Genomic DNA, 18,051 nt, shown 5'->3' on the forward strand with positions numbered 1-18,051 from the left:
GGAAGAGTAAAGAAGCGGCCCCTCGCCCTTCAAATCCGCTCGAAGATCGCGGCGATACCCTGGCCGCCGCCGATGCACATCGTCGCGAGGCCGTAGCGCCCGCCGCTGCGAGCCAGTTCGTAGATCGTCTTGACCGCGATGATGGCACCGGTTGCGCCGATCGGATGCCCGAGCGAAATGCCCGAGCCGTTCGGGTTGACCTTGGTCGGATCGAAGTCGAGCTCGGCCGATACCGCGCAGGCCTGTGCCGCGAACGCCTCGTTTGCTTCGATCACATCGAGATCGCTCACTTGCAGCCCGGCGCGCTCGAGCGCCTGGCGTGTGGCCGGCACAGGTCCGATGCCCATGTAGGCGGGGTCGACACCCGCGTGCCCGTACCCGACGAGCCGCGCGAGCGGCGCGATCCCGCGCGCCTTGGCCGTGCCATGCTCCATCAGCACGAGCGCGCCGGCGCCATCATTGATACCCGATGCGTTGCCGGCCGTCACCGTTCCGCCATCTTTCTGATAGACGGGCCTCAGGCGCGCGAGATCGGCGGCCGACGTGTCATGACGGACGTGCTCGTCCGTATCGAAGATCGTTTCGCCTTTCTTGCCCTGCGATGCGATGGGCAGGATTTGATCGCGGAAGTAGCCTTCGCGGATGGCGCGCGAAGCGCGCCGGTGCGATTCGACCGCGAGCGCGTCCTGCATTTCACGCGTGATTCCGTACCGGCGGGCCACGTTTTCGGCGGTCACACCCATATGAAACGACTCGAACGGATCGTGCAGCGCGCCGAGCATCATGTCGACGAAGCGCGCGTCGCCCATGCGCTGTCCGAAGCGGGCAGCCGGCGCGATATAGGGCGCCCGGCTCATGCTTTCGGCGCCGCCTGCAACGGCAATCTCGGCGTCGCCGAGCAAGATGCTTTGCGCGGCGGATACGATCGCCTGCAGGCCCGAACCGCATAGCCGGTTGACCGTCATGGCCGGTGCATGCTGCGCCACACCGGCGTTGAGCGCCGCCACGCGCGCGAGATACATGTCCTTCGGCTCGGTTTGAATCACGTTGCCGAAAACGACGTGTCCAACGTCCTCGCCCGATACTCCCGCACGGCGAAGCGCTTCCTTGACGACGCGCGCGCCGAGCTCGGTCGGCGCAAAGTCCTTGAGGCTGCCGCCGAAATCGCCGATCGCCGTGCGTACACCGCTCACTATCACCACTTCACGTTGCATTGCTGTCTCCGTAGTCGAGGTTGTCGGTACGATGCCGATACATCAAGGCAGCGAAGTGCGGCGAATGTCGGGGATCGGCGGGGAGCCGCCGCTCAGACCTCTCCCCATAGATCGTGGCTGTCGGCGCCCGTGATCCGGACCGACACGAACTCGCCGACCTTGTAGCGCTTCGACGCCTTCGTAGCCGGCGCGACGTAGACGACGCCGTCGATCTCCGGCGCGTCGGCAGCCGTACGGCCGATCCCGCCTTCGGCATGAACTTCGTCTATGAGCACCTTGACCGTCTTGCCGACCTTGCGCGTCATACGCTTGGCCGACACTTCCTCGGCCACTTCCATGAAACGCGCGCGGCGCGCCTCGCGGACTTCGTCGGGCAGCGCGCCATCGAGCTCGTTCGCACTTGCACCCTCGACAGGAGAGTACGCGAAGCAGCCGACGCGATCGAGCTCCGCGGCCCGAATGAATTCGAGGAGCGTCTCGAATTGCGCTTCCGTCTCGCCGGGGAATCCTGCGATGAACGTGCTGCGGATCGTGAGATCGGGGCACATCCGCCGCCAGGCCGCCACACGCTCCAATGTGCGCTCGGCGTTGGCGGGGCGCTTCATGCGCTTGAGCACCTGCGGATCGGCATGCTGGAACGGCACATCGAGGTAGGGCAGCAAATGGCCCTGGTAGGGCCCCTCGGCCATCATCGGAATGATCTCGTCGACATGCGGGTACGGGTAGACGTAGTGCAGACGCACCCAGGCGCCGTACTGTGCGGCCAGTTCGCCGAGGGCGCCGACGAGCTCGGTCATGCGCGTCTTGAGGGGGCGGCCGTTCCAGAAGCCCGTGCGGAATTTGACGTCGACCCCGTAGGCGCTCGTGTCCTGCGAGATGACGAGCAGCTCCTTCACTCCCGACTTGAAGAGATTTTCGGCCTCGAGCATGACTTCGGCGACCGGACGCGATACCAGATCCCCGCGCATCGACGGGATGATGCAAAAGCTGCAGCGATGATTGCAGCCTTCGGAAATCTTCAGATAGGCATAGTGCCGCGGTGTCAGCTTGATACCGGCCGGCGGAACGAGGTCGACGAACGGATCGTGCGGTTTCGGCAAATGGCTGTGCACCGCCTGCATGACCTCGCCCAGCGCGTGCGGTCCCGTCACGGCCAGGACTTTCGGATGAACCTCTTCGATGAGGCCCGAGCCGCTCGCGCTCTTTTTCGCGCCGAGGCAACCGGTCACGATGACCTTACCGTTTTCCGTCAGCGCTTCGCCGATGGCGTCGAGGCTTTCCTGCACCGCCTCGTCGATGAAACCGCAGGTGTTGACTACTACGAGATCGGCTCCGTCGTAGGTGCCGGAAATCTCGTAGCCCTCCGCCCGCAGCTGCGTAATGATCTGCTCGGAGTCGACGAGGGCCTTCGGGCAGCCGAGCGAGACGAAACCGACCTTGGGGGCCGCAGGCGTAGGCATAGCCGCGACGGGAGAAGAACTCTGGGGCATGTGATGGATCCAGCGATAACAGGAACGAATGGCGCGTAGCGGGGAAAGGCTGCGAACGACGCGCGTTCCGGCCCGTTGTCCGATATGACGGAAAACCGCGTATTGTACCGCGTCGCACCGGCGCCGGCTCGGCCCGACGCAAGGCACTCATGCGCGCTCTGCGGTAACCTTTCTGAACCGCGCGGCCCCGGCCCGCCCCATCCTGCACGATTTTCCGCGGAGAAAAGCGATGCTCGATCATCCACGTCACGTTCGAACCGCCAAACTCGATATCGCCTACACGGACACGGGCCCGACCGACGGTCCGCCGGTTCTGCTGCTGCACGGCTGGCCCGATTCCGCGCGCGCCTGGCTCGGCATCGCCCCGCGGCTCAACGCCGCGGGATGGCGCACCATCGTGCCCGAATTACGCGGGTTCGGCGCGACGCGTTTCCTGCGCAACGACACGATGCGCGACGGCACTGGCGTCGCATTGGCACAGGACGCCATCGATCTGGCCGACGCGCTCGGTATCGCGCGTTTCGATGTGATCGGCCACGATTGGGGCGCTCGCGTGGCCTACACGCTCGCGGCGCTCCTTCCGGAACGCGTGAAGCGTATCGCGGCAATCGCCCTGGCCTTTCAGCCGAAAGGCGCTTTCGAGCTGCCGGACACGTTCGCTCAGGCGCGCCGCTTCTGGTATCAATGGTTCATGACGCTCGACGATGGCCCGGCCGCGGTGCGACGGGACCCGAAAGGCTTCGCCCGGATCCAGTGGGAAACGTGGTCCCCGCCGGGCTGGTTCGACGACGCGGAATTCGAGGCGACCGCACGCGCCTTCGACAATCCCGACTGGGCGGAAATCACGCTCAACGGCTACCGCACGCGCTGGTGCACGGGCGACCTGACCGACCCCGATTACGAGCCGCTACGGTTGCGGCTGCATGCAATCGAAACGCTGTCGACACCTACGCTGATGATCCAGGGCGGCGCGGACGGGTGCGACGAACCGGAGCTTTCCGCCGGCCAGGAGCGCCATTTCACAGGGGGCTACCGACGCCTCGTGCTCGACGGAGTCGGGCATTTTCCGCCGCGCGAAGCGCCCGAAGCCGTCGCCGATGCACTCCTGGGACATCTGGGCTGAGGCTGGCCGGACGTTCGGGCGTCGAGCGCGGGTTACTTTTTCTCGGGCTCGGGCCCGGCGCTGCCCGGCTTGTTGAACGGAAAGGTGCTGAACATGGTCTTCGCCTGGTTCTGCATCTGCTCTTGCAGCTGGACGAACATGTTCTTCGACTGTTCGATATAGCTCGTCATCATGCCCTGCATCATCGGCGCCTGCATGTTCATGAACTGGGACCAGACTTCGGGGTTGAGCGCGTTGCCTTCGTAAAGGTTTTTCGATTGCTCGGTGAGCTTGTTCTGAATATCGATGAAGGCCTGGATGTTCTTTTCCAGGTAGGTCCCCATCATGCCCTGCATCGCGTGCCCGTAAAAACGGATGATCTGCGAGAGCATCGATGACGAGAACATCGGTACGCCGCCGCTTTCCTCCTCGAGGATGATCTGCAGCAAAATGCTGCGCGTCAGATCTTCGTTGGTCTTGGCGTCGATGACCTTGAACTCCTCCTGCTCGAGCACGAGTTGCTTCACGTCACTCAACGTGATGTAGGTGCTCGTCTCCGTGTCATAGAGCCGGCGGTTCGGATATTTTTTGATGAATCGCTCGGCTGTTTTCTTTGTAGTCGACATGTACGCCTTCTTTATGAACGCAAACGCAAACGCAGCGCTGTAATGGCGCCCGCGCGCCTGCCCGCGCAACGCGGGCAGGCCGGACCCCCGAAACCGAAACGCTCTGATGCGAAAAGCGGCCGGGGCATGAAAGCCTGCCAGCCGCCCCCGCGTCAGCCCATGTGCAAACCGCCATTCAACGAGAAGTCGGCACCCGTGGCAAAGCCGGACTCGTCCGATGCGAGCCACGCGACGATCGACGCGATCTCGTCCGGCGTGCCGAGCCGGCGCACGGGAATCGTCGCAATGATCTTCTCGAGCACGTCCGAGCGAATCGACTTGACCATATCCGTTCCGATATAGCCCGGCGAAACCGTATTGACAGTCACGCCCTTGGTCGCCACTTCCTGCGCGAGCGCCATCGTAAAGCCGTGGATGCCGGCCTTCGCCGTCGAATAGTTGGTCTGGCCGAACTGCCCTTTCTGGCCGTTGACCGACGAAATGTTGATGACACGCCCGAATCCGCGCTCGACCATTCCGTCGATGACCTGCTTCGTCACGTTGAAAAGGCTCGTGAGGTTCGTGTCGATGACCGCGGTCCAGTCTTCATGCGTCATCTTGCGAAACACGACATCGCGCGTAATGCCCGCATTGTTGACGAGGATGTCGACTTCGCCGACTTCGGCCTTGACCTTGTCGAACGCATCCTTGGTCGATTCCCAATCGCCGACATTGCCCTCCGAGGCGACGAACTCGAAGCCGAGCGCCTTTTGCTGCTCGAGCCATGTCACGCGGCGCGGCGAGTTCGGCCCGCAGCCGGCGACCACCTTGAAGCCCTGTTTGTGAAGGCGCTGACAAATACCGGTGCCGATGCCACCCATTCCGCCGGTTACGTATGCAATTCGCTGACTCATGAATCACGCTCCATTTTCGTTTTCTGCGGGGCCCATGCGAGCCCCTCGTCTTCGCCGCCCGCCCAGGCGCGGCGCGCCGGCGGCCCTCATGCCGCCCGGCGTCAGACTCGCTCGACGGCCAGCGCGACGCCCATTCCACCGCCGATACACAGCGACGCGAGGCCCCGCTTCGCGTCACGCTTTTTCATCTCGTGCAGCAGCGTGACGAGAATACGGCAGCCGGACGCTCCGATCGGGTGACCGATCGCGATCGCACCGCCGTTCACATTGATCTTCGACGTATCCCAGCCCATTTGCTTGTGAACCGCAAGCGCCTGAGCCGCGAATGCCTCGTTGATCTCCATGAGGTCGAGATCGCCGACCGACCAGCCGGCGCGCTCGAGGCACCGACGCGATGCCGGCACCGGACCCATGCCCATTACCTTCGGATCCACGCCCGCGTTGGCATAGGCCTTGATGCGCGCAAGCGGCGTGAGCCCGAGCGCCTCGGCTTTTTTGGCCGACATGACGAGCACCGCGGCCGCGCCGTCGTTCAGGCCCGATGCATTCGCGGCCGTCACCGTGCCTTCCTTCGAAAACGCCGGCTTCAGGCCCGCGAGCGACTCCGCCGTGACGCCGTGACGCACGAACTCGTCGGTCGCGAAGCGCACGGGCTCGCCCTTACGCTGAGGGATGTCGACCGGCACGATCTCGTCGTCGAACCGACCCGCCTTCTGGGCCGCCTCGGCCTTGTTTTGCGAGAGCGCCGCGAACTTGTCCTGCTCCTCACGCGTGATCCCGTGTTCCTTGGCGACATTCTCCGCGGTGACACCCATGTGGTACTGGTTATACACGTCCCAGAGGCCGTCGACGATCATGGAATCCACGAGCTTCGCATCGCCCATGCGAAAACCGTCGCGCGAGCCCGGCAGCACATGCGGCGCGGCACTCATGTTTTCCTGGCCGCCGGCCACAACGATGTCCGCGTCGCCCGCGATGACCGCGTTGGCGGCGAGCATCACCGCCTTGAGTCCCGAGCCGCAGACCTTGTTGATCGTCATGCCGGGCACCGCGGAGGGTAGTCCCGCCTTGATGAGCGACTGGCGCGCCGGGTTTTGACCCGAGCCAGCCGCCAGTACCTGCCCCATGATCACTTCGCTGATCTGCTCCGGCTTCACCCCCGCGCGCTCCAGCACCGCGCGGATCACCGTTGCGCCGAGCTCCGGCGCCGCGATGCGCGCCAACGAGCCGCCGAATTTGCCGACCGCCGTGCGGGCAGCCGATACGATCACTACGTCTGTCATTTGAAGCTCCTTCGAGCGAGGCGGCTCAAAGAACCGCACCTCGTCCAGTTGAAAACGATCGCGCCGAACATGACGCGATACCCGTCGTCGAGTGCGCGTCAGTCGCGCTGTTGCACATAGCGCCCCGGCGCCGGCTCGATGACCGGATAACCGGCCGAGCCGAGCTGCGCACGGGGCTTCACTTTCTTGCCGCCGTATTGATCGAGCCAGGAGATCCATTCCGGCCACCAACTACCGGGCTTTTCGACGGCGGCACCGAGCCATGCATCGGGATCGGCATCGAGCTCGCGCTCCTTCGTCTCGTGCGCCCAGTAGCTGCGCTTGCCCTTCGCGGGCGGATTGATGACACCGGCGATGTGGCCCGACGCACCGAGCACGAACCGCTTCGGACCCGTGAGCAGCGGCGCGGACGCATAAGCGGTCCGCCACGGCACGATATGGTCGTCTCGCGAACCATAGATGAACGTGGGTACGTCGATGCGCGACAGATCGAGCGCCTCGCCGCATACGGTCAGCGCCCCGGGCTCGCGCATCTTGTTTTCCAGATACGTGTTGCGCAGGTACCAGACATACATCGGCCCCGGCAAATTCGTCGAGTCGCTGTTCCAATAAAGCAGATCGAACGAGGTCGGCGTGCGGCCCTTCAGATAGTTATCGACGACATAGTTCCAGACCAGGTCGTTCGGCCGCAGAAACGAGAATGCGTTGGCAAACTCGATGCCGCGCATCAGGCCCGGCGGCGTGCCGTTCGCCCCGCCGATCGTCTGCTCGCGCATGCGCACATGCGCTTCGTCGACGAAGACGTCGAGCACGCCCGTGTCGCAGAAATCGAGCATCGCCGTGAGCAGCGTCATCGACGCCGCGGGGTGCTCGCCGCGTGCCGCCAGCACGGCGAGCGCGGACGCAATCATCGTCCCGCCGATGCAAAAACCGAACGTATTGATCTGCTCGCGCCCGCTGACGGCCTTCACCACCTCGATCGCGGCGAGCACGCCGTCCGTCATGTAGTCGTCCCAGGTCTTCGCCGCGAGCGTCGTATCCGGATTGCGCCACGAGATCATATAGACCTGGTGTCCGCACTCGAGCGCATGGGCCACGAGCGAGCTCTCGGGCTGCAGATCGAGGATGTAGTACTTGTTGATGCACGGCGGCACCATCAAGAGCGGCCGCTCGAAAACGCTTTCGGTACGCGGCTTGTACTGGATGAGCTGCATCAGCTCGTTTTCGAAGATGACGGCACCTTCCGTCGAGGCGAGATTCTTGCCGACCACGAAGCGCGATTCGTCGCTTTGCGAGATCTTCCCGCGCCGCAGATCGGACAACAGGTTCATCACGCCCTGGCGAAGGCTCTCGCCGTGGCTCTCGAGCAGCGTCTTTTGTGCTTCGGGATTGAGCGCGAGAAAGTTGCTCGGCGAGGTGGCCGCGGTCCACTGCTGGACTGCGAAGCGAATGCGCTCGCGGGTCTTCGGATCGGTATCGAGCGCCTCGGCAAGCTCCTGCAGATAGCGTGCGTTGAGCAAATACCAGGCAGCCATGTACGCGAACGCCGGCGACGATTTCCATGCGTCGGACGAAAAACGCCGATCGGGCAATTCGGGCGCGGCCAGACCGGGCGCGCCGAATTGCTTCATGAGTTCGAGGCACTCGCGCGAATAGTCGGCCTGCAGTTGCTGCAATCGCTCCGGCGGCACCGAAGCGACAGGCACCTTCAGCGTATCGAATGCCGGCGCGGCCGCACTGCCCATTCCGGGCGCCGCCCCAGGCATCGGCGGCATCATGAACGGGAACGGCATCGCGGTGCCGTTCATGGCCGCGCCCGCTGGGCCCGCGCCCGGCCGCGGCATCTTCTCGGCGAACGCGCGCCACGCGTTCATCCATGCATCGAACATTCGCTGGGCCTCGGCGGGGCCGGTTCCGGCCTGCTGCTCGCTCGTCGAGGAGGGATCGGGATGAGAGGAAGCTGATGGACGTTTTGATGCAGACATACCCGCTTATGACCGGTGAGTCTCGGAAGACTGGTTGAAAGGCGGGTGTGAAGCGCGGTCGGGGCGAACCCTCATGACCTTCATGCGCTCACCCTTGCGAGCGGCCATTCTGTCTCCCAGGCGCAAAATATGTCAATGCTTGGGCCGATTTTGCCGCACCGCGATAAGTTTTTTATTATCGTTTTCCCGATATCGATTGATCGGGCCGAGCCTCCGGCCCGGCTTGGCGTTGCATGCGTCGGCCGCTCCCGGCCGTCGCCGGGCGTCCGCCAGCGCACGGACCGCCAGCGGCGTTTGTGCACTACATCTTTGTGCAGCGCATTGCTGCAGCCGTTCCGCTCAATCGGCAAGCCAGATCAACGCGGCCATGCGCCCCGTCCTGCCGTCGCGGCGAAACGAGTAGAACCGCTCGCGCTCGTTGACCGTGCACGCCCCGCCGCCGCCCACTTGCGCCAGACCGAGCCGGGCCAGCCGTAAGCGCGCCAACGCATAAAGATCCGCCCAATACTTGCCCGGCGCGTTCTCGCGGGGTACGAACGCTCGCACCGTGGCCTCCGCGTCTCGGGCATCGCCGGCACCCTGCATGAACGCGTCGCGCACCTCGGCGCCAACCTCGAAAGCCCGCGGGCCGATGGCCGGACCGAGCCAGGCCTGCAGCGAAGCCGTGGGAACCCCGGCCAGCTGGGCCACGCGCTCAGCCGCCTTTTCGACTACACCGGCCGCCAGACCCCGCCACCCCGCGTGTGCCGCACCGACCGCGCGGCCTGCCGGATCGCAAAGCAGCACCGGCAGACAATCGGCCACCATCACCGTACACGCCAGCCCCGTCGCAGCCGTGACGCACGCATCGGCGCGCAAGGGCTGCGCCGCTGCCACCGCGTCCTGCGCGCTCGCCACCGCATCGCCGTGGACCTGATCGAGCCAGGCCACGCGCGCGCCGGTCAGCGCCGCCAGCCGCGCGCGATTTTCCGCGACCCGCGCCGGATCGTCGCCGGTATGCAACCCAAGGTTGAGGCCGCCAGGCTGCTCGACGCCTTCGGCGAAGCGTCCATAGGGCGGCAGACTGACGCCGCCCGCGCGCGTCGTCACGAGTGCCCGCACACGCGGAGATACTTGCCACGAGGGCACCACGCAATCGGCCTGCGTCAATTCCGCGCGATTCATTGTGAGCCTTCCCTTGTCGTTTTCGTTAGCGATTGCGCATGGCGGGACCTCACTCGAGGTCATCGTCGGCGTCATCGAACTCGAACGCGCCGGACTCGCCCGCTTGCCAGGCCTCGTCGAATCCGGCGTCCGTTGCATCGAGCGGCACCTCGGCCTCGGCGCCGAATCCCAGTTCCCGTGCGAGCTCCGCCATATCGGCCGGCACTTCGGCGCGCCACTGCATTGCGCGCCCTGTTGCCGGATGAATGAGCCCGAGACGCCACGCATGCAGCGCCTGGCGCGCAAAACCACCCGGCAACGGAATGGTCGAACGCCTGCCGCGCGCGTTGCCGTAAATCGGATCGCCCAGCAGCGGATGCCCGATATGCGCGCAATGCACGCGAATCTGATGTGTGCGCCCCGTCTCGAGATCGCAATGCACCGCGGAGATGGGCTGCCGGTTCCAGAGCGTTTCATCGATGCGGCGAAAATGCGTGCGCGCGGGCTTGCCCGCCGCACCCGCAACCACGGCCATTCGCGTGCGCTCGCGCGGATCGCGTCCGATCGGCGCGTCGATCGTACCTTCGTCCGGGGTTGCGCCCCAGACCAACGCGACGTAACGCCGCTTGACCGTGCGCGCCTGCAGTTGGCGAACGAGGTCGGTCTGCGCTTCGAGCGTGCGCGCGACGACCATCAGTCCCGAGGTGTCCTTGTCGAGCCGGTGCACGATCCCCGCCCGGGGCAGCCCGGCCGCGGCCTCGCCGTAGCGATGCAGCAATCCGTTCAGGATCGTGCCGCTCCAATTGCCGGCGGCCGGATGAACGACGAGTCCAGCCGGTTTGTCGATGACGACGAGCGCATCGTCCTCGTAGACGATATCGAGTTCGAGCGGCTCGGGCGCAAAAGCCAGTTGCTCGGGCAGCAGATCGGGCTCGAGCTCGATCACCGCATCGAGCGGCACCGCTTGGCGCACCTTCGACGGCATTCCGTTCACGCGTACGCGACCGGCCTCCACCCACGTTTGCAACCGGCTGCGGGAAAACTCGGGGAATACCCGGGCGAGCACTTTATCGAGCCGTTCGCCGGCCAGCGCGGCCGGCACGCAGGCGCTGCGCGGGGCCGGCGCGGCGACGCTCGCCATCGGCTGCGTGCGCTCGCCGTCGGTGAGCGCCCCGCCGAGGGCGTCGGCGCGGTCAATGCTTCGGCTATAATCGGCGCTTCGATCTTTGGAGCCGGGCTCGGCGCCTGAAGGACTTTTGCGGGTCATTAAAACTGGGTCACTGAGTGAGACTGATAGCTAGGAAGCATGGAGAAATGCGGCAAGCCTCGAACACCATGATGCGATCGGCCATTCGCGCGGCCGGGCACGCACTCGAAAGCACCGCCCGGCGCGTCGTCCGGCCCGCGGCAGCGAGCCTCTCGCTGGCGGCTGCCGCATTGATCGTGACAGGTTGCCACGGCCTGCCCCAAAAGACCGACGAGACGGTGACCTGGTCGAACAACAAATTATACTCGGAGGCGCAAGACGCCCTCACGGGTGGCGACTGGGGCAAGTGCGCGAAATACTTCGAAGCGCTGCAAGGCCGCGATCCGTTCGGCCACTTCGCGCAACAAGCTCAGATCAACGTTGCGTACTGCAACTGGAAGGACAACGAAGCGGCGGCGGCCGATCAGGCCATCGACCGCTTCATCAAGCTGCACCCCGATCATCCCGATATCGCCTACGCGTACTACCTGAAAGGGATGATCCACTTCAATGACGATCTCGGCCTCTTCGGACGATTCTCCGGGCAGGACATGAGCGAGCGCGATCCGAAATCGCTGCGCGAGTCGTATGACGCGTTCAAGATCGTCGTCGACAAATATCCGGATAGCAAATACGCCCCCGATGCGGCGGCGCGCATGCGTTATATCGTCAATGCGCTCGCCTCGTACGAAGTCCATGCGGCCGACTACTACTACCGGCGCGGCGCCTATGTCGCTTCGATCAACCGTGCTCAGCGGGCGATCAAGGAATACAAGAACGCGCCGGCGATCGAAGATGCGCTGCATTTGATGATGCTGTCGTACACCAAGCTCAATGAGCCGCAGCTCGCCGAAGATTCGCGCCGGGTGCTGGCGGCAACGTTCCCCGACAGCCCCTACATCACGGGTCGCCCGCGTCCGGGTACGAAGAAGGCCTGGTGGCAAATCTGGTGAGATTCACGCGGGGATGAAACGAGCGCCGCCGCGCCCGCCGACTCAACGCGGCGCGCTCCCCTGCGTATATCGGATGGATGCAACCGAGCGATCCGGCAATGCCGGCAGAGCTATGACGCTTCGGCGTCGCGTACGGCATCCTGCGTTCGCTCGGCAAAGAACTCCCGCACGACTTCGATTTCACGCGTACGCTTGAACGGCGGAAGACTCTGCCAGATGCGTTTGCCATAGGGCTTCTCGACGAGGCGCGTGTCGCAGATCATCAACACGCCCCGATCGGTTTCCGCCCGAATGAGCCGCCCCGCCCCTTGCTTCAGGGTAATCACGGCCTGCGGTACCTGATGGACCGCGAACGGGCTCAAACCTTTCTTCGTCAGGACATCGAGCCGCGCCGACAACACCGGATCGTCGGGTGGCGCGAAAGGCAACTTATCGATGACGACGAGCGACAGCGCATCGCCGCGCACATCGACGCCCTCCCAGAAGCTTTGACTTCCCACGAGAATCGCATTGCCGTACGCACGGAAACGGTCGAGCAGTTCCGTACGGCTCGCATCCCCCTGAGTCAATAGCGGCGTCGACCAGCCACGTGTCTCGATGACGTCGCGCAGCTTCGCCGCGATGCGATCTACGGCGCGCAGCGTCGTGCAAAGCACGAAGACGCCGCCGCCGGCCGCTTCGATGGCTGGCAGCGCCGCATCGAAGACGGCATCGGTAAACGCCGGCGACGACGGTTGCGGCAAATTGCGCGGCACATAAAGCAGCCCTTGCGTGCCGTAGTCGAACGGACTCGGCAACGTCATCGAGCGCTTGGCATCGAGACCCATCTGCGCCGCATAGTGGGTGAAATCGCCGCGTACGGAAAGCGTCGCCGACGTAAAGATCCATGCCCTCGGCACCCCTGCGCGCTGCTTCGCGAAAATGGGCGCAACCGAAAGCGGGGTCTCGTGCAATTGAACGCTGTGCGAGAACACCTCGACCCAGTGAATACGATCGTCGGTATTCTCGGACGCGGCTCTCGGCTCAGGGCTCGCCGAAGCGGCTCGTTCGGCGTCGGCTGCAGGCCTCGGCGCCGCGATCCAGCGCGCCAATTGATCCTGCAATTCACGGGCGCGCCGCAGGCAGGCACCGAGCGATTCGGCGCGCTCGGCCTGTGCAGCCAGCGCCTGAGCCAGCGTCTCGAGCGCCGCATCCAGTGCATCGAGCGCCGCATAAAGCGGATGGGTCTCGCCGAGCTGGGCTGCCGAGACTCGCAGCGAATCTTCCCTGAAGGTTAGCCGGACGTCGCGCGCTGCGCGCTCGAGTGCGGCGCCGAGCTTGACCCATTCCACGGCATCGCGCGCATGGACGAGCCCTTCGGCGACCGTGTCGCGCGCGAGCTCGAGCAATTGCGCCGTGGAAAGCGTTTCGCCGAAAAACAAGGTGGCCGTCTCCGGCAATTGATGCGCTTCGTCGAAGACGATCGTATTGGCTGTCGGCAACAGCTCGGCCATGCCGGTATCGCGCAACATGATGTCGGCGAAAAACAGATGGTGGTTCACGACGACGATATCGGCCTGCTGCGCCTCGCGGCGCGCCTGCATGACGAAGCAGTCCTTGTAATTCGGACACTCCTGCCCGAGGCAGTTTTCGCGCGTGGAAGTCACCATCGACCAGACCTGAGCCGTCTCCGGCACGCTCGCGAGCTCCGCCTTGTCGCCGGACTTCGTGATCTTCGCGAAGCGGACGATGTCCTGCAAATAGGTCGTCTCCTGCCGCGAAGGCAGCCGCCCGTTATCGGCGGTACGCTGCAGGTAGTAGTGGCACAGGTAGTTGGCGCGCCCCTTGAGCATGGCGACGCTGACCGGTACCGCGAGCGCGTCGCGGACGGTCGGAATGTCGCGCGCGAAGAGCTGGTCTTGCAAGTGCTTCGTACCGGTCGAAATGACGACCTTGCCGCCCCAGAGCATCGCGGGGACGAGGTAGGCGAAGGTCTTCCCGGTACCCGTGCCCGCCTCGACGATCAGCGTATTCTCGCCGCTGTCTTCTCCGTGCGAAACGCTGCCGGTCTCGTCGACTTTGCCTGGGTCTTGGCCTTGCTGGTAGCCCTCGCCCGAGAGCCGCCTCGCCGGCCGGCGCTGCAACTCGAACATCGCCGGCTCGGGCAGCGCGCGAGCCGACGCTTCCATCGTCGCCGCCACGGCGCGCGCCATTTCGATCTGGGATGCTCGCGGCCTATAGCCGTCGATGGCGCGGGCGAGCACACCGTCGGCCGCGAAAATCGCGTCCAGCTCGGTCCCGCGCTTCGCGCTCAATGCGATGGAAGTGTCTCGCTGCGGTGCACCGGTGCGCCCCGCGGCGTTCGAAGATTGATCCGGCGATGAATTCAAGGCAAGCGATTCCTGCTCCGTCCGGCGTCAAGTCGCAGCGCCGGCGCCCGCCCGACGGTCGCTCATGCGTGCTTGTCCGGTTCAAGCTGCAATTGCAGCAGCATGATGTTGTCTTTGACCTTGAGCTTGCGCTTTTTCAGGCGCCGCAGCTCGAGGTCCGAAATATCCGATGAGTCCGACAGTCTGTCGATCATGCGATCGAGTTCACTATGCTCCCACTCCAACTGCACGATGCGGTCGCGTAAAGCGTTCGTGGTGATCGCGTGATGGCCGCGCATGGTCCGCCTCCTCGGTCGATAGGCGCTCGCCCGCCTCGCGGCGGTCTTCACCTGAGGTTGCCGTCCAGCAAAAACGCGTCGCGTCAGTCGCTCTCCTGCTGCTCCTTTTGCAACTGCTTTTGCTGCTCCTGCTGCTGCAACTGCTCCTGCTGTTTTTCCTGCGCTTTTTGCGCCGCCTGCTTCTGGCGCGCCTCGACGTCCGCCTTGTGCTGCGCGGCATCCGTCTGCTTCTGTTCGAAGCGCTGCGCGCGCTCGGCGCGCTCGCGCGCATCTTGCGCCGCCTGACGCCGCGCATCGTCGAGCTTGCGCTGATAGTCGGCCTGTTTGCGATCGTAGGCAGCCTGATTCGCGGTGCGCTCCGGCGCCTGCGCTCCGCGGCGCGCCTCGTCGAGCGCATGCTGGCGCTGCCTTTCCTCGAACGCCTGCGCATTGCGCGCATCCGCCGCGGCCCGTTGCGGCGCGTCGGCGGCGTCGCTCGCCGCCTTCAAGGCCTCGCGCTGATCCCGCTCCTGCGCGTGCGCCGCGCGCCGCTCGCCGTTGAGCGCGAGCTGCTCGGCCTGGATGCGGGCCTGCACGGCGCGCATCTTGTCGCGCGCGCGCCCGAGGCACGCGTTCACGAAGAATTTCGAATAGCAATCGTGCACGGCCACGCCGTACGCGTAATCGTTCTGAGCCCCGCGTTCATCGAGCGCCTTCTGACGCGCGTCGAAATCGCTCGTGGCCGCGGCATTCGCCGAGGCTTGCGCCTCGGGCTTGCCTGCCGTCCCATCGGCGCGTTGCGCCGAAGCACCCGCGGAAGGCCCTTCGGCCACCGACGGTTGCGCCGCCAGCGCCAGCGGACAAACGACGATCGCCGCGGCCAATCCGGCAGCGCGCACGAAGGCGGGAAAACGGGAGGTCTGCAACGTGTTGGACAGGGACTGGAACATGAGCGAAATTCTAACACTCGGGGATTCGCCGCCGATCATTTATGGCAAAATGCGCCGCTCCAGCAACCCGGCTTCGCATCCGCCTCGCAGCTGCTTCGGACCTATTTCGGCCCCGTTTCACGCGGCTCGGCGCGGCGCGCACGGCCCTGCAGCCCAACGCCTCTATGACGGACACCGTAGCACTCAAGATCGTACAGCGCATCGCCACCGAATTGACTGTTCAGCCGCGCCAGGTCGCGGCTGCCGTACAACTGCTCGACGAAGGCGCAACCGTCCCGTTCATCGCGCGCTACCGCAAGGAAGTCACCGGCAATCTCGACGATACGCAGCTTCGTCACCTCGAAGAGCGGCTGCTTTACCTGCGCGAGATGGAAGAGCGCCGCGCCACCATCCTCGCGAGCATCGAAGAGCAAGGCAAGCTGACCGACGAGTTGCACACCGCGATCGTCGCGGCCGACAGCAAGCAAGCGCTCGAAGACCTGTATCTGCCCTATAAGCCGAAGCGCCGCACGCGCGCGCAAATTGCGCGCGAAGCCGGGCTGGAGCCGCTCGCGCAGGCGCTGCTCGAGGACCCGCGGCTCGATCCGCAACAGGAAGCCGCCCGGTATGTCGATGCCGAAAAAGGCGTGGCGGACGTCAAGGCCGCACTCGACGGCGCGCGCGACATTCTGTCCGAGCAGTTCGGAGAGCGCGCCGAGCTGCTCGGCAGGCTGCGTGAATACCTGCAAGAGCGCGGCATCGTTTCGTCGACGGTCGTCGCCGGCAAGGAGAACGAAGAAGGCGAGAAGTTCCGCGACTACTACGACTACTCCGAGACGCTGAAAACTGTGCCGTCGCACCGCGCGCTGGCGCTTTTCCGCGGGCGCAACGCCGGCATCCTGATGGTCAAGCTCGGGCTCGGCGCTGAACTCGACGCCGAAGTGCCGCACCCATGCGAAGCCATGATCGCGCGTCACGTCGGCATCGCGAACCAGGGGCGCGCGGCCGACAAATGGCTCGCCGATGTCTGCCGCTGGTGCTGGCGCGTGAAAGTCCAGCCCCATCTCGAGAACGAACTGCTGACCCAGCTGCGCGAAACCGCGGAGCATGAAGCCATTCGCGTTTTCGCCCGCAATCTCAAAGACCTGTTGCTGGCCGCGCCGGCCGGCCCCAAGGCTGTGATCGGGCTCGATCCGGGTCTGCGTACGGGCGTGAAAGTCGCGGTCGTCGACCGGACCGGCAAGGTACTCGCAACGGATACGATCTACCCGCACGAGCCGCGCCGGGACTGGGACGGCTCGCTCGCGAAACTTGCGCGCCTTGCCGCCCAAACGCAAGCGGAGCTGATCAGCATCGGTAATGGCACGGCGTCGCGCGAGACCGATAAATTGGCGAGCGAGCTCATCAGCCGTCATCCCGAGCTGAAGCTTCAGAAAATCGTCGTATCCGAGGCGGGTGCGTCGGTCTACTCGGCCTCGGAGCTGGCGGCCAAGGAATTCCCCGATCTCGATGTCTCGCTGCGCGGTGCCGTCTCGATTGCCCGCCGTCTGCAGGATCCGCTCGCCGAACTCGTCAAGATCGAGCCGAAAGCGATCGGAGTCGGCCAATACCAGCATGACGTCAATCAGCGCGAACTCGCCCGCTCGCTCGATGCCGTTGTCGAAGACTGCGTGAACGCGGTCGGGGTCGATGCGAATACCGCCTCGATCGCCCTGCTCGCTCGTGTCTCGGGCCTGAATGCCACGCTCGCTCGCAACATCGTCGAGTTCCGCGATGCCAACGGTCCCTTTGCATCGCGAGAGCATCTGCGCAAGGTTCCGCGTCTTGGCGACAAGACCTACGAGCTGGCAGCCGGTTTTCTGCGTATCAACGGTGGCGAAAATCCGCTCGATCGATCGTCGGTGCACCCCGAGGCCTACCCCGTCGTCGAACGGATTTTGGCGAAGATTCGCAAGGACATCGACGTGGTGCTCGGCAATCGCGAGGCCCTCGCCGGTCTAAGCCCGACCGAGTTCGTCGACGAGCGCTTCGGCTTGCCGACCATACGCGATATCCTCGCTGAGCTCGAGAAGCCCGGCCGCGACCCGCGTCCCGAGTTCAAGACCGCCACCTTCCGCGAAGGCGTCGAGAAGATCTCCGATCTCGCACCGGGCATGGTCCTCGAAGGCGTCGTGACGAACGTCGCGGCGTTTGGGGCGTTCGTCGACATCGGCGTGCATCAGGACGGCCTCGTGCACGTCTCGGCCCTGTCGACCAGATTCGTGAAGGATCCGCACGAAGTCGTAAAAGCCGGCCAGGTCGTGAAGGTCAAGGTCCTCGATGTGGATGTGAAGCGTCAGCGCATCGCGCTGACGATGCGGCTGGCCGACAATGCGGCTCCCGTGCGCAGCGGCGGCCCGAGCGGCGAGCGCGGCGCAGGCCAGGCGAACGGCAACGGACGCAACGCGGGCGTGCGTGGCCAGCGTACGCGCGACGAGCAACCGGCCGGCGCGATGGCGGCCGCATTCGCGAAATTGAAGCCGCGCTGACGCGCTCAGGAAAAGCGCCGCGTCCCGCGCGGC

14 protein-coding genes are annotated in these 18,051 nt (G+C 65.0%); 3 read left to right on the forward strand and 11 right to left on the reverse strand.

Features of this window, described 5'->3' with window-relative positions:
- Nucleotides 1–29: 29 nt before the first annotated feature.
- Nucleotides 30–1,214 (reverse strand): beta-ketothiolase BktB, encoded by a 1,185-nt coding sequence (gene bktB, locus ACO1XS_RS16000; protein ID WP_486391161.1) that lies wholly within the window; start codon nucleotides 1,212–1,214, stop codon nucleotides 30–32.
- Nucleotides 1,215–1,306: 92 nt separating this feature from the next.
- The gene (rimO, locus tag ACO1XS_RS16005; protein WP_331569748.1) at nucleotides 1,307–2,704 is read right to left on the reverse strand and encodes a 30S ribosomal protein S12 methylthiotransferase RimO; all 1,398 of its coding nucleotides are present in this window, start codon (nucleotides 2,702–2,704) and stop codon (nucleotides 1,307–1,309) included.
- Nucleotides 2,705–2,933: 229 nt separating this feature from the next.
- Between rimO and ACO1XS_RS16010 the strand changes: the two genes are divergently transcribed.
- On the forward strand, nucleotides 2,934–3,827 hold the full coding sequence (locus ACO1XS_RS16010; RefSeq protein WP_331569750.1) for an alpha/beta fold hydrolase: 894 nt from the start codon (nucleotides 2,934–2,936) through the stop codon (nucleotides 3,825–3,827).
- 32 nt (nucleotides 3,828–3,859) lie between these two features.
- On the opposite strand, the gene phaR is transcribed toward ACO1XS_RS16010, so the two are convergent.
- The 6 genes from phaR to ACO1XS_RS16040 form a co-directional block, all read right to left on the reverse strand.
- Nucleotides 3,860–4,432, reverse strand: coding sequence for a polyhydroxyalkanoate synthesis repressor PhaR (gene phaR / locus ACO1XS_RS16015; RefSeq protein WP_331569752.1), 573 nt, complete (start codon nucleotides 4,430–4,432; stop codon nucleotides 3,860–3,862).
- 152 nt (nucleotides 4,433–4,584) lie between these two features.
- Nucleotides 4,585–5,325, reverse strand: coding sequence for a 3-ketoacyl-ACP reductase (locus ACO1XS_RS16020; RefSeq protein ID WP_331569754.1), 741 nt, complete (start codon nucleotides 5,323–5,325; stop codon nucleotides 4,585–4,587).
- Between the two features lie 101 nt (nucleotides 5,326–5,426).
- The gene (locus ACO1XS_RS16025) at nucleotides 5,427–6,608 is read right to left on the reverse strand and encodes an acetyl-CoA C-acetyltransferase (RefSeq protein WP_331569756.1); all 1,182 of its coding nucleotides are present in this window, start codon (nucleotides 6,606–6,608) and stop codon (nucleotides 5,427–5,429) included.
- A gap of 98 nt (nucleotides 6,609–6,706) precedes the next feature.
- Complete coding sequence (phaC, locus tag ACO1XS_RS16030; RefSeq protein WP_486391162.1) at nucleotides 6,707–8,593, reverse strand: class I poly(R)-hydroxyalkanoic acid synthase; 1,887 nt, start codon at nucleotides 8,591–8,593, stop codon at nucleotides 6,707–6,709.
- A 339-nt stretch (nucleotides 8,594–8,932) separates the two neighbouring features.
- The gene (gene pgeF / locus ACO1XS_RS16035) at nucleotides 8,933–9,757 is read right to left on the reverse strand and encodes a peptidoglycan editing factor PgeF (RefSeq protein WP_331569760.1); all 825 of its coding nucleotides are present in this window, start codon (nucleotides 9,755–9,757) and stop codon (nucleotides 8,933–8,935) included.
- A gap of 49 nt (nucleotides 9,758–9,806) precedes the next feature.
- Nucleotides 9,807–11,003: an RluA family pseudouridine synthase gene (locus ACO1XS_RS16040; RefSeq protein ID WP_331569762.1), complete on the reverse strand. Its 1,197-nt coding sequence runs from the start codon at nucleotides 11,001–11,003 to the stop codon at nucleotides 9,807–9,809.
- Nucleotides 11,004–11,074: 71 nt separating this feature from the next.
- Between ACO1XS_RS16040 and ACO1XS_RS16045 the strand changes: the two genes are divergently transcribed.
- Nucleotides 11,075–11,935, forward strand: a complete 861-nt coding sequence (locus ACO1XS_RS16045; protein WP_414720245.1) for an outer membrane protein assembly factor BamD — start codon at nucleotides 11,075–11,077, stop codon at nucleotides 11,933–11,935.
- 110 nt (nucleotides 11,936–12,045) lie between these two features.
- Here the strand turns inward: ACO1XS_RS16045 and yoaA are convergent, their stop codons facing one another.
- The 3 genes from yoaA to ACO1XS_RS16060 all read right to left on the reverse strand — a co-directional run bounded on the left by yoaA (nucleotide 12,046) and on the right by ACO1XS_RS16060 (nucleotide 15,511).
- A complete protein-coding gene (yoaA, locus tag ACO1XS_RS16050) occupies nucleotides 12,046–14,304 on the reverse strand; it encodes a DNA repair helicase YoaA (protein WP_486391163.1) in 2,259 nt (752 codons plus the stop codon).
- A 62-nt stretch (nucleotides 14,305–14,366) separates the two neighbouring features.
- Nucleotides 14,367–14,582, reverse strand: coding sequence for a DUF465 domain-containing protein (locus tag ACO1XS_RS16055; RefSeq protein WP_331569766.1), 216 nt, complete (start codon nucleotides 14,580–14,582; stop codon nucleotides 14,367–14,369).
- A gap of 83 nt (nucleotides 14,583–14,665) precedes the next feature.
- Nucleotides 14,666–15,511: a colicin transporter gene (locus ACO1XS_RS16060; RefSeq protein WP_486391164.1), complete on the reverse strand. Its 846-nt coding sequence runs from the start codon at nucleotides 15,509–15,511 to the stop codon at nucleotides 14,666–14,668.
- A 164-nt stretch (nucleotides 15,512–15,675) separates the two neighbouring features.
- Here ACO1XS_RS16060 and ACO1XS_RS16065 point away from each other — a divergent pair, with 164 nt between their 5' ends.
- A complete protein-coding gene (locus ACO1XS_RS16065) occupies nucleotides 15,676–18,018 on the forward strand; it encodes a Tex family protein (protein ID WP_331569770.1) in 2,343 nt (780 codons plus the stop codon).
- Nucleotides 18,019–18,051: the final 33 nt, after the last annotated feature.

This window comes from Trinickia sp., assembly GCF_057351765.1.

Excerpts from the sequence above, each read along its gene's own strand:
- ACO1XS_RS16040 (WP_331569762.1), bottom strand. The coding sequence starts at position 11,003 with ATGACCCGCAAAAGTCCTTCAGGCGCCGAGCCCGGCTCCAAAGATCGA.
- ACO1XS_RS16060 (WP_486391164.1), bottom strand. The coding sequence starts at position 15,511 with ATGTTCCAGTCCCTGTCCAACACGTTGCAGACCTCCCGTTTTCCCGCC.
- pgeF (WP_331569760.1), bottom strand. The coding sequence starts at position 9,757 with ATGAATCGCGCGGAATTGACGCAGGCCGATTGCGTGGTGCCCTCGTGG.
- ACO1XS_RS16065 (WP_331569770.1), top strand. The coding sequence starts at position 15,676 with ATGACGGACACCGTAGCACTCAAGATCGTACAGCGCATCGCCACCGAA.
- phaR (WP_331569752.1), bottom strand. The coding sequence starts at position 4,432 with ATGTCGACTACAAAGAAAACAGCCGAGCGATTCATCAAAAAATATCCG.
- bktB (WP_486391161.1), bottom strand. The coding sequence starts at position 1,214 with ATGCAACGTGAAGTGGTGATAGTGAGCGGTGTACGCACGGCGATCGGC.
- ACO1XS_RS16025 (WP_331569756.1), bottom strand. The coding sequence starts at position 6,608 with ATGACAGACGTAGTGATCGTATCGGCTGCCCGCACGGCGGTCGGCAAA.
- ACO1XS_RS16045 (WP_414720245.1), top strand. The coding sequence starts at position 11,075 with ATGCGATCGGCCATTCGCGCGGCCGGGCACGCACTCGAAAGCACCGCC.
- ACO1XS_RS16010 (WP_331569750.1), top strand. The coding sequence starts at position 2,934 with ATGCTCGATCATCCACGTCACGTTCGAACCGCCAAACTCGATATCGCC.
- phaC (WP_486391162.1), bottom strand. The coding sequence starts at position 8,593 with ATGTCTGCATCAAAACGTCCATCAGCTTCCTCTCATCCCGATCCCTCC.
- ACO1XS_RS16020 (WP_331569754.1), bottom strand. The coding sequence starts at position 5,325 with ATGAGTCAGCGAATTGCATACGTAACCGGCGGAATGGGTGGCATCGGC.
- rimO (WP_331569748.1), bottom strand. The coding sequence starts at position 2,704 with ATGCCCCAGAGTTCTTCTCCCGTCGCGGCTATGCCTACGCCTGCGGCC.
- ACO1XS_RS16055 (WP_331569766.1), bottom strand. The coding sequence starts at position 14,582 with ATGCGCGGCCATCACGCGATCACCACGAACGCTTTACGCGACCGCATC.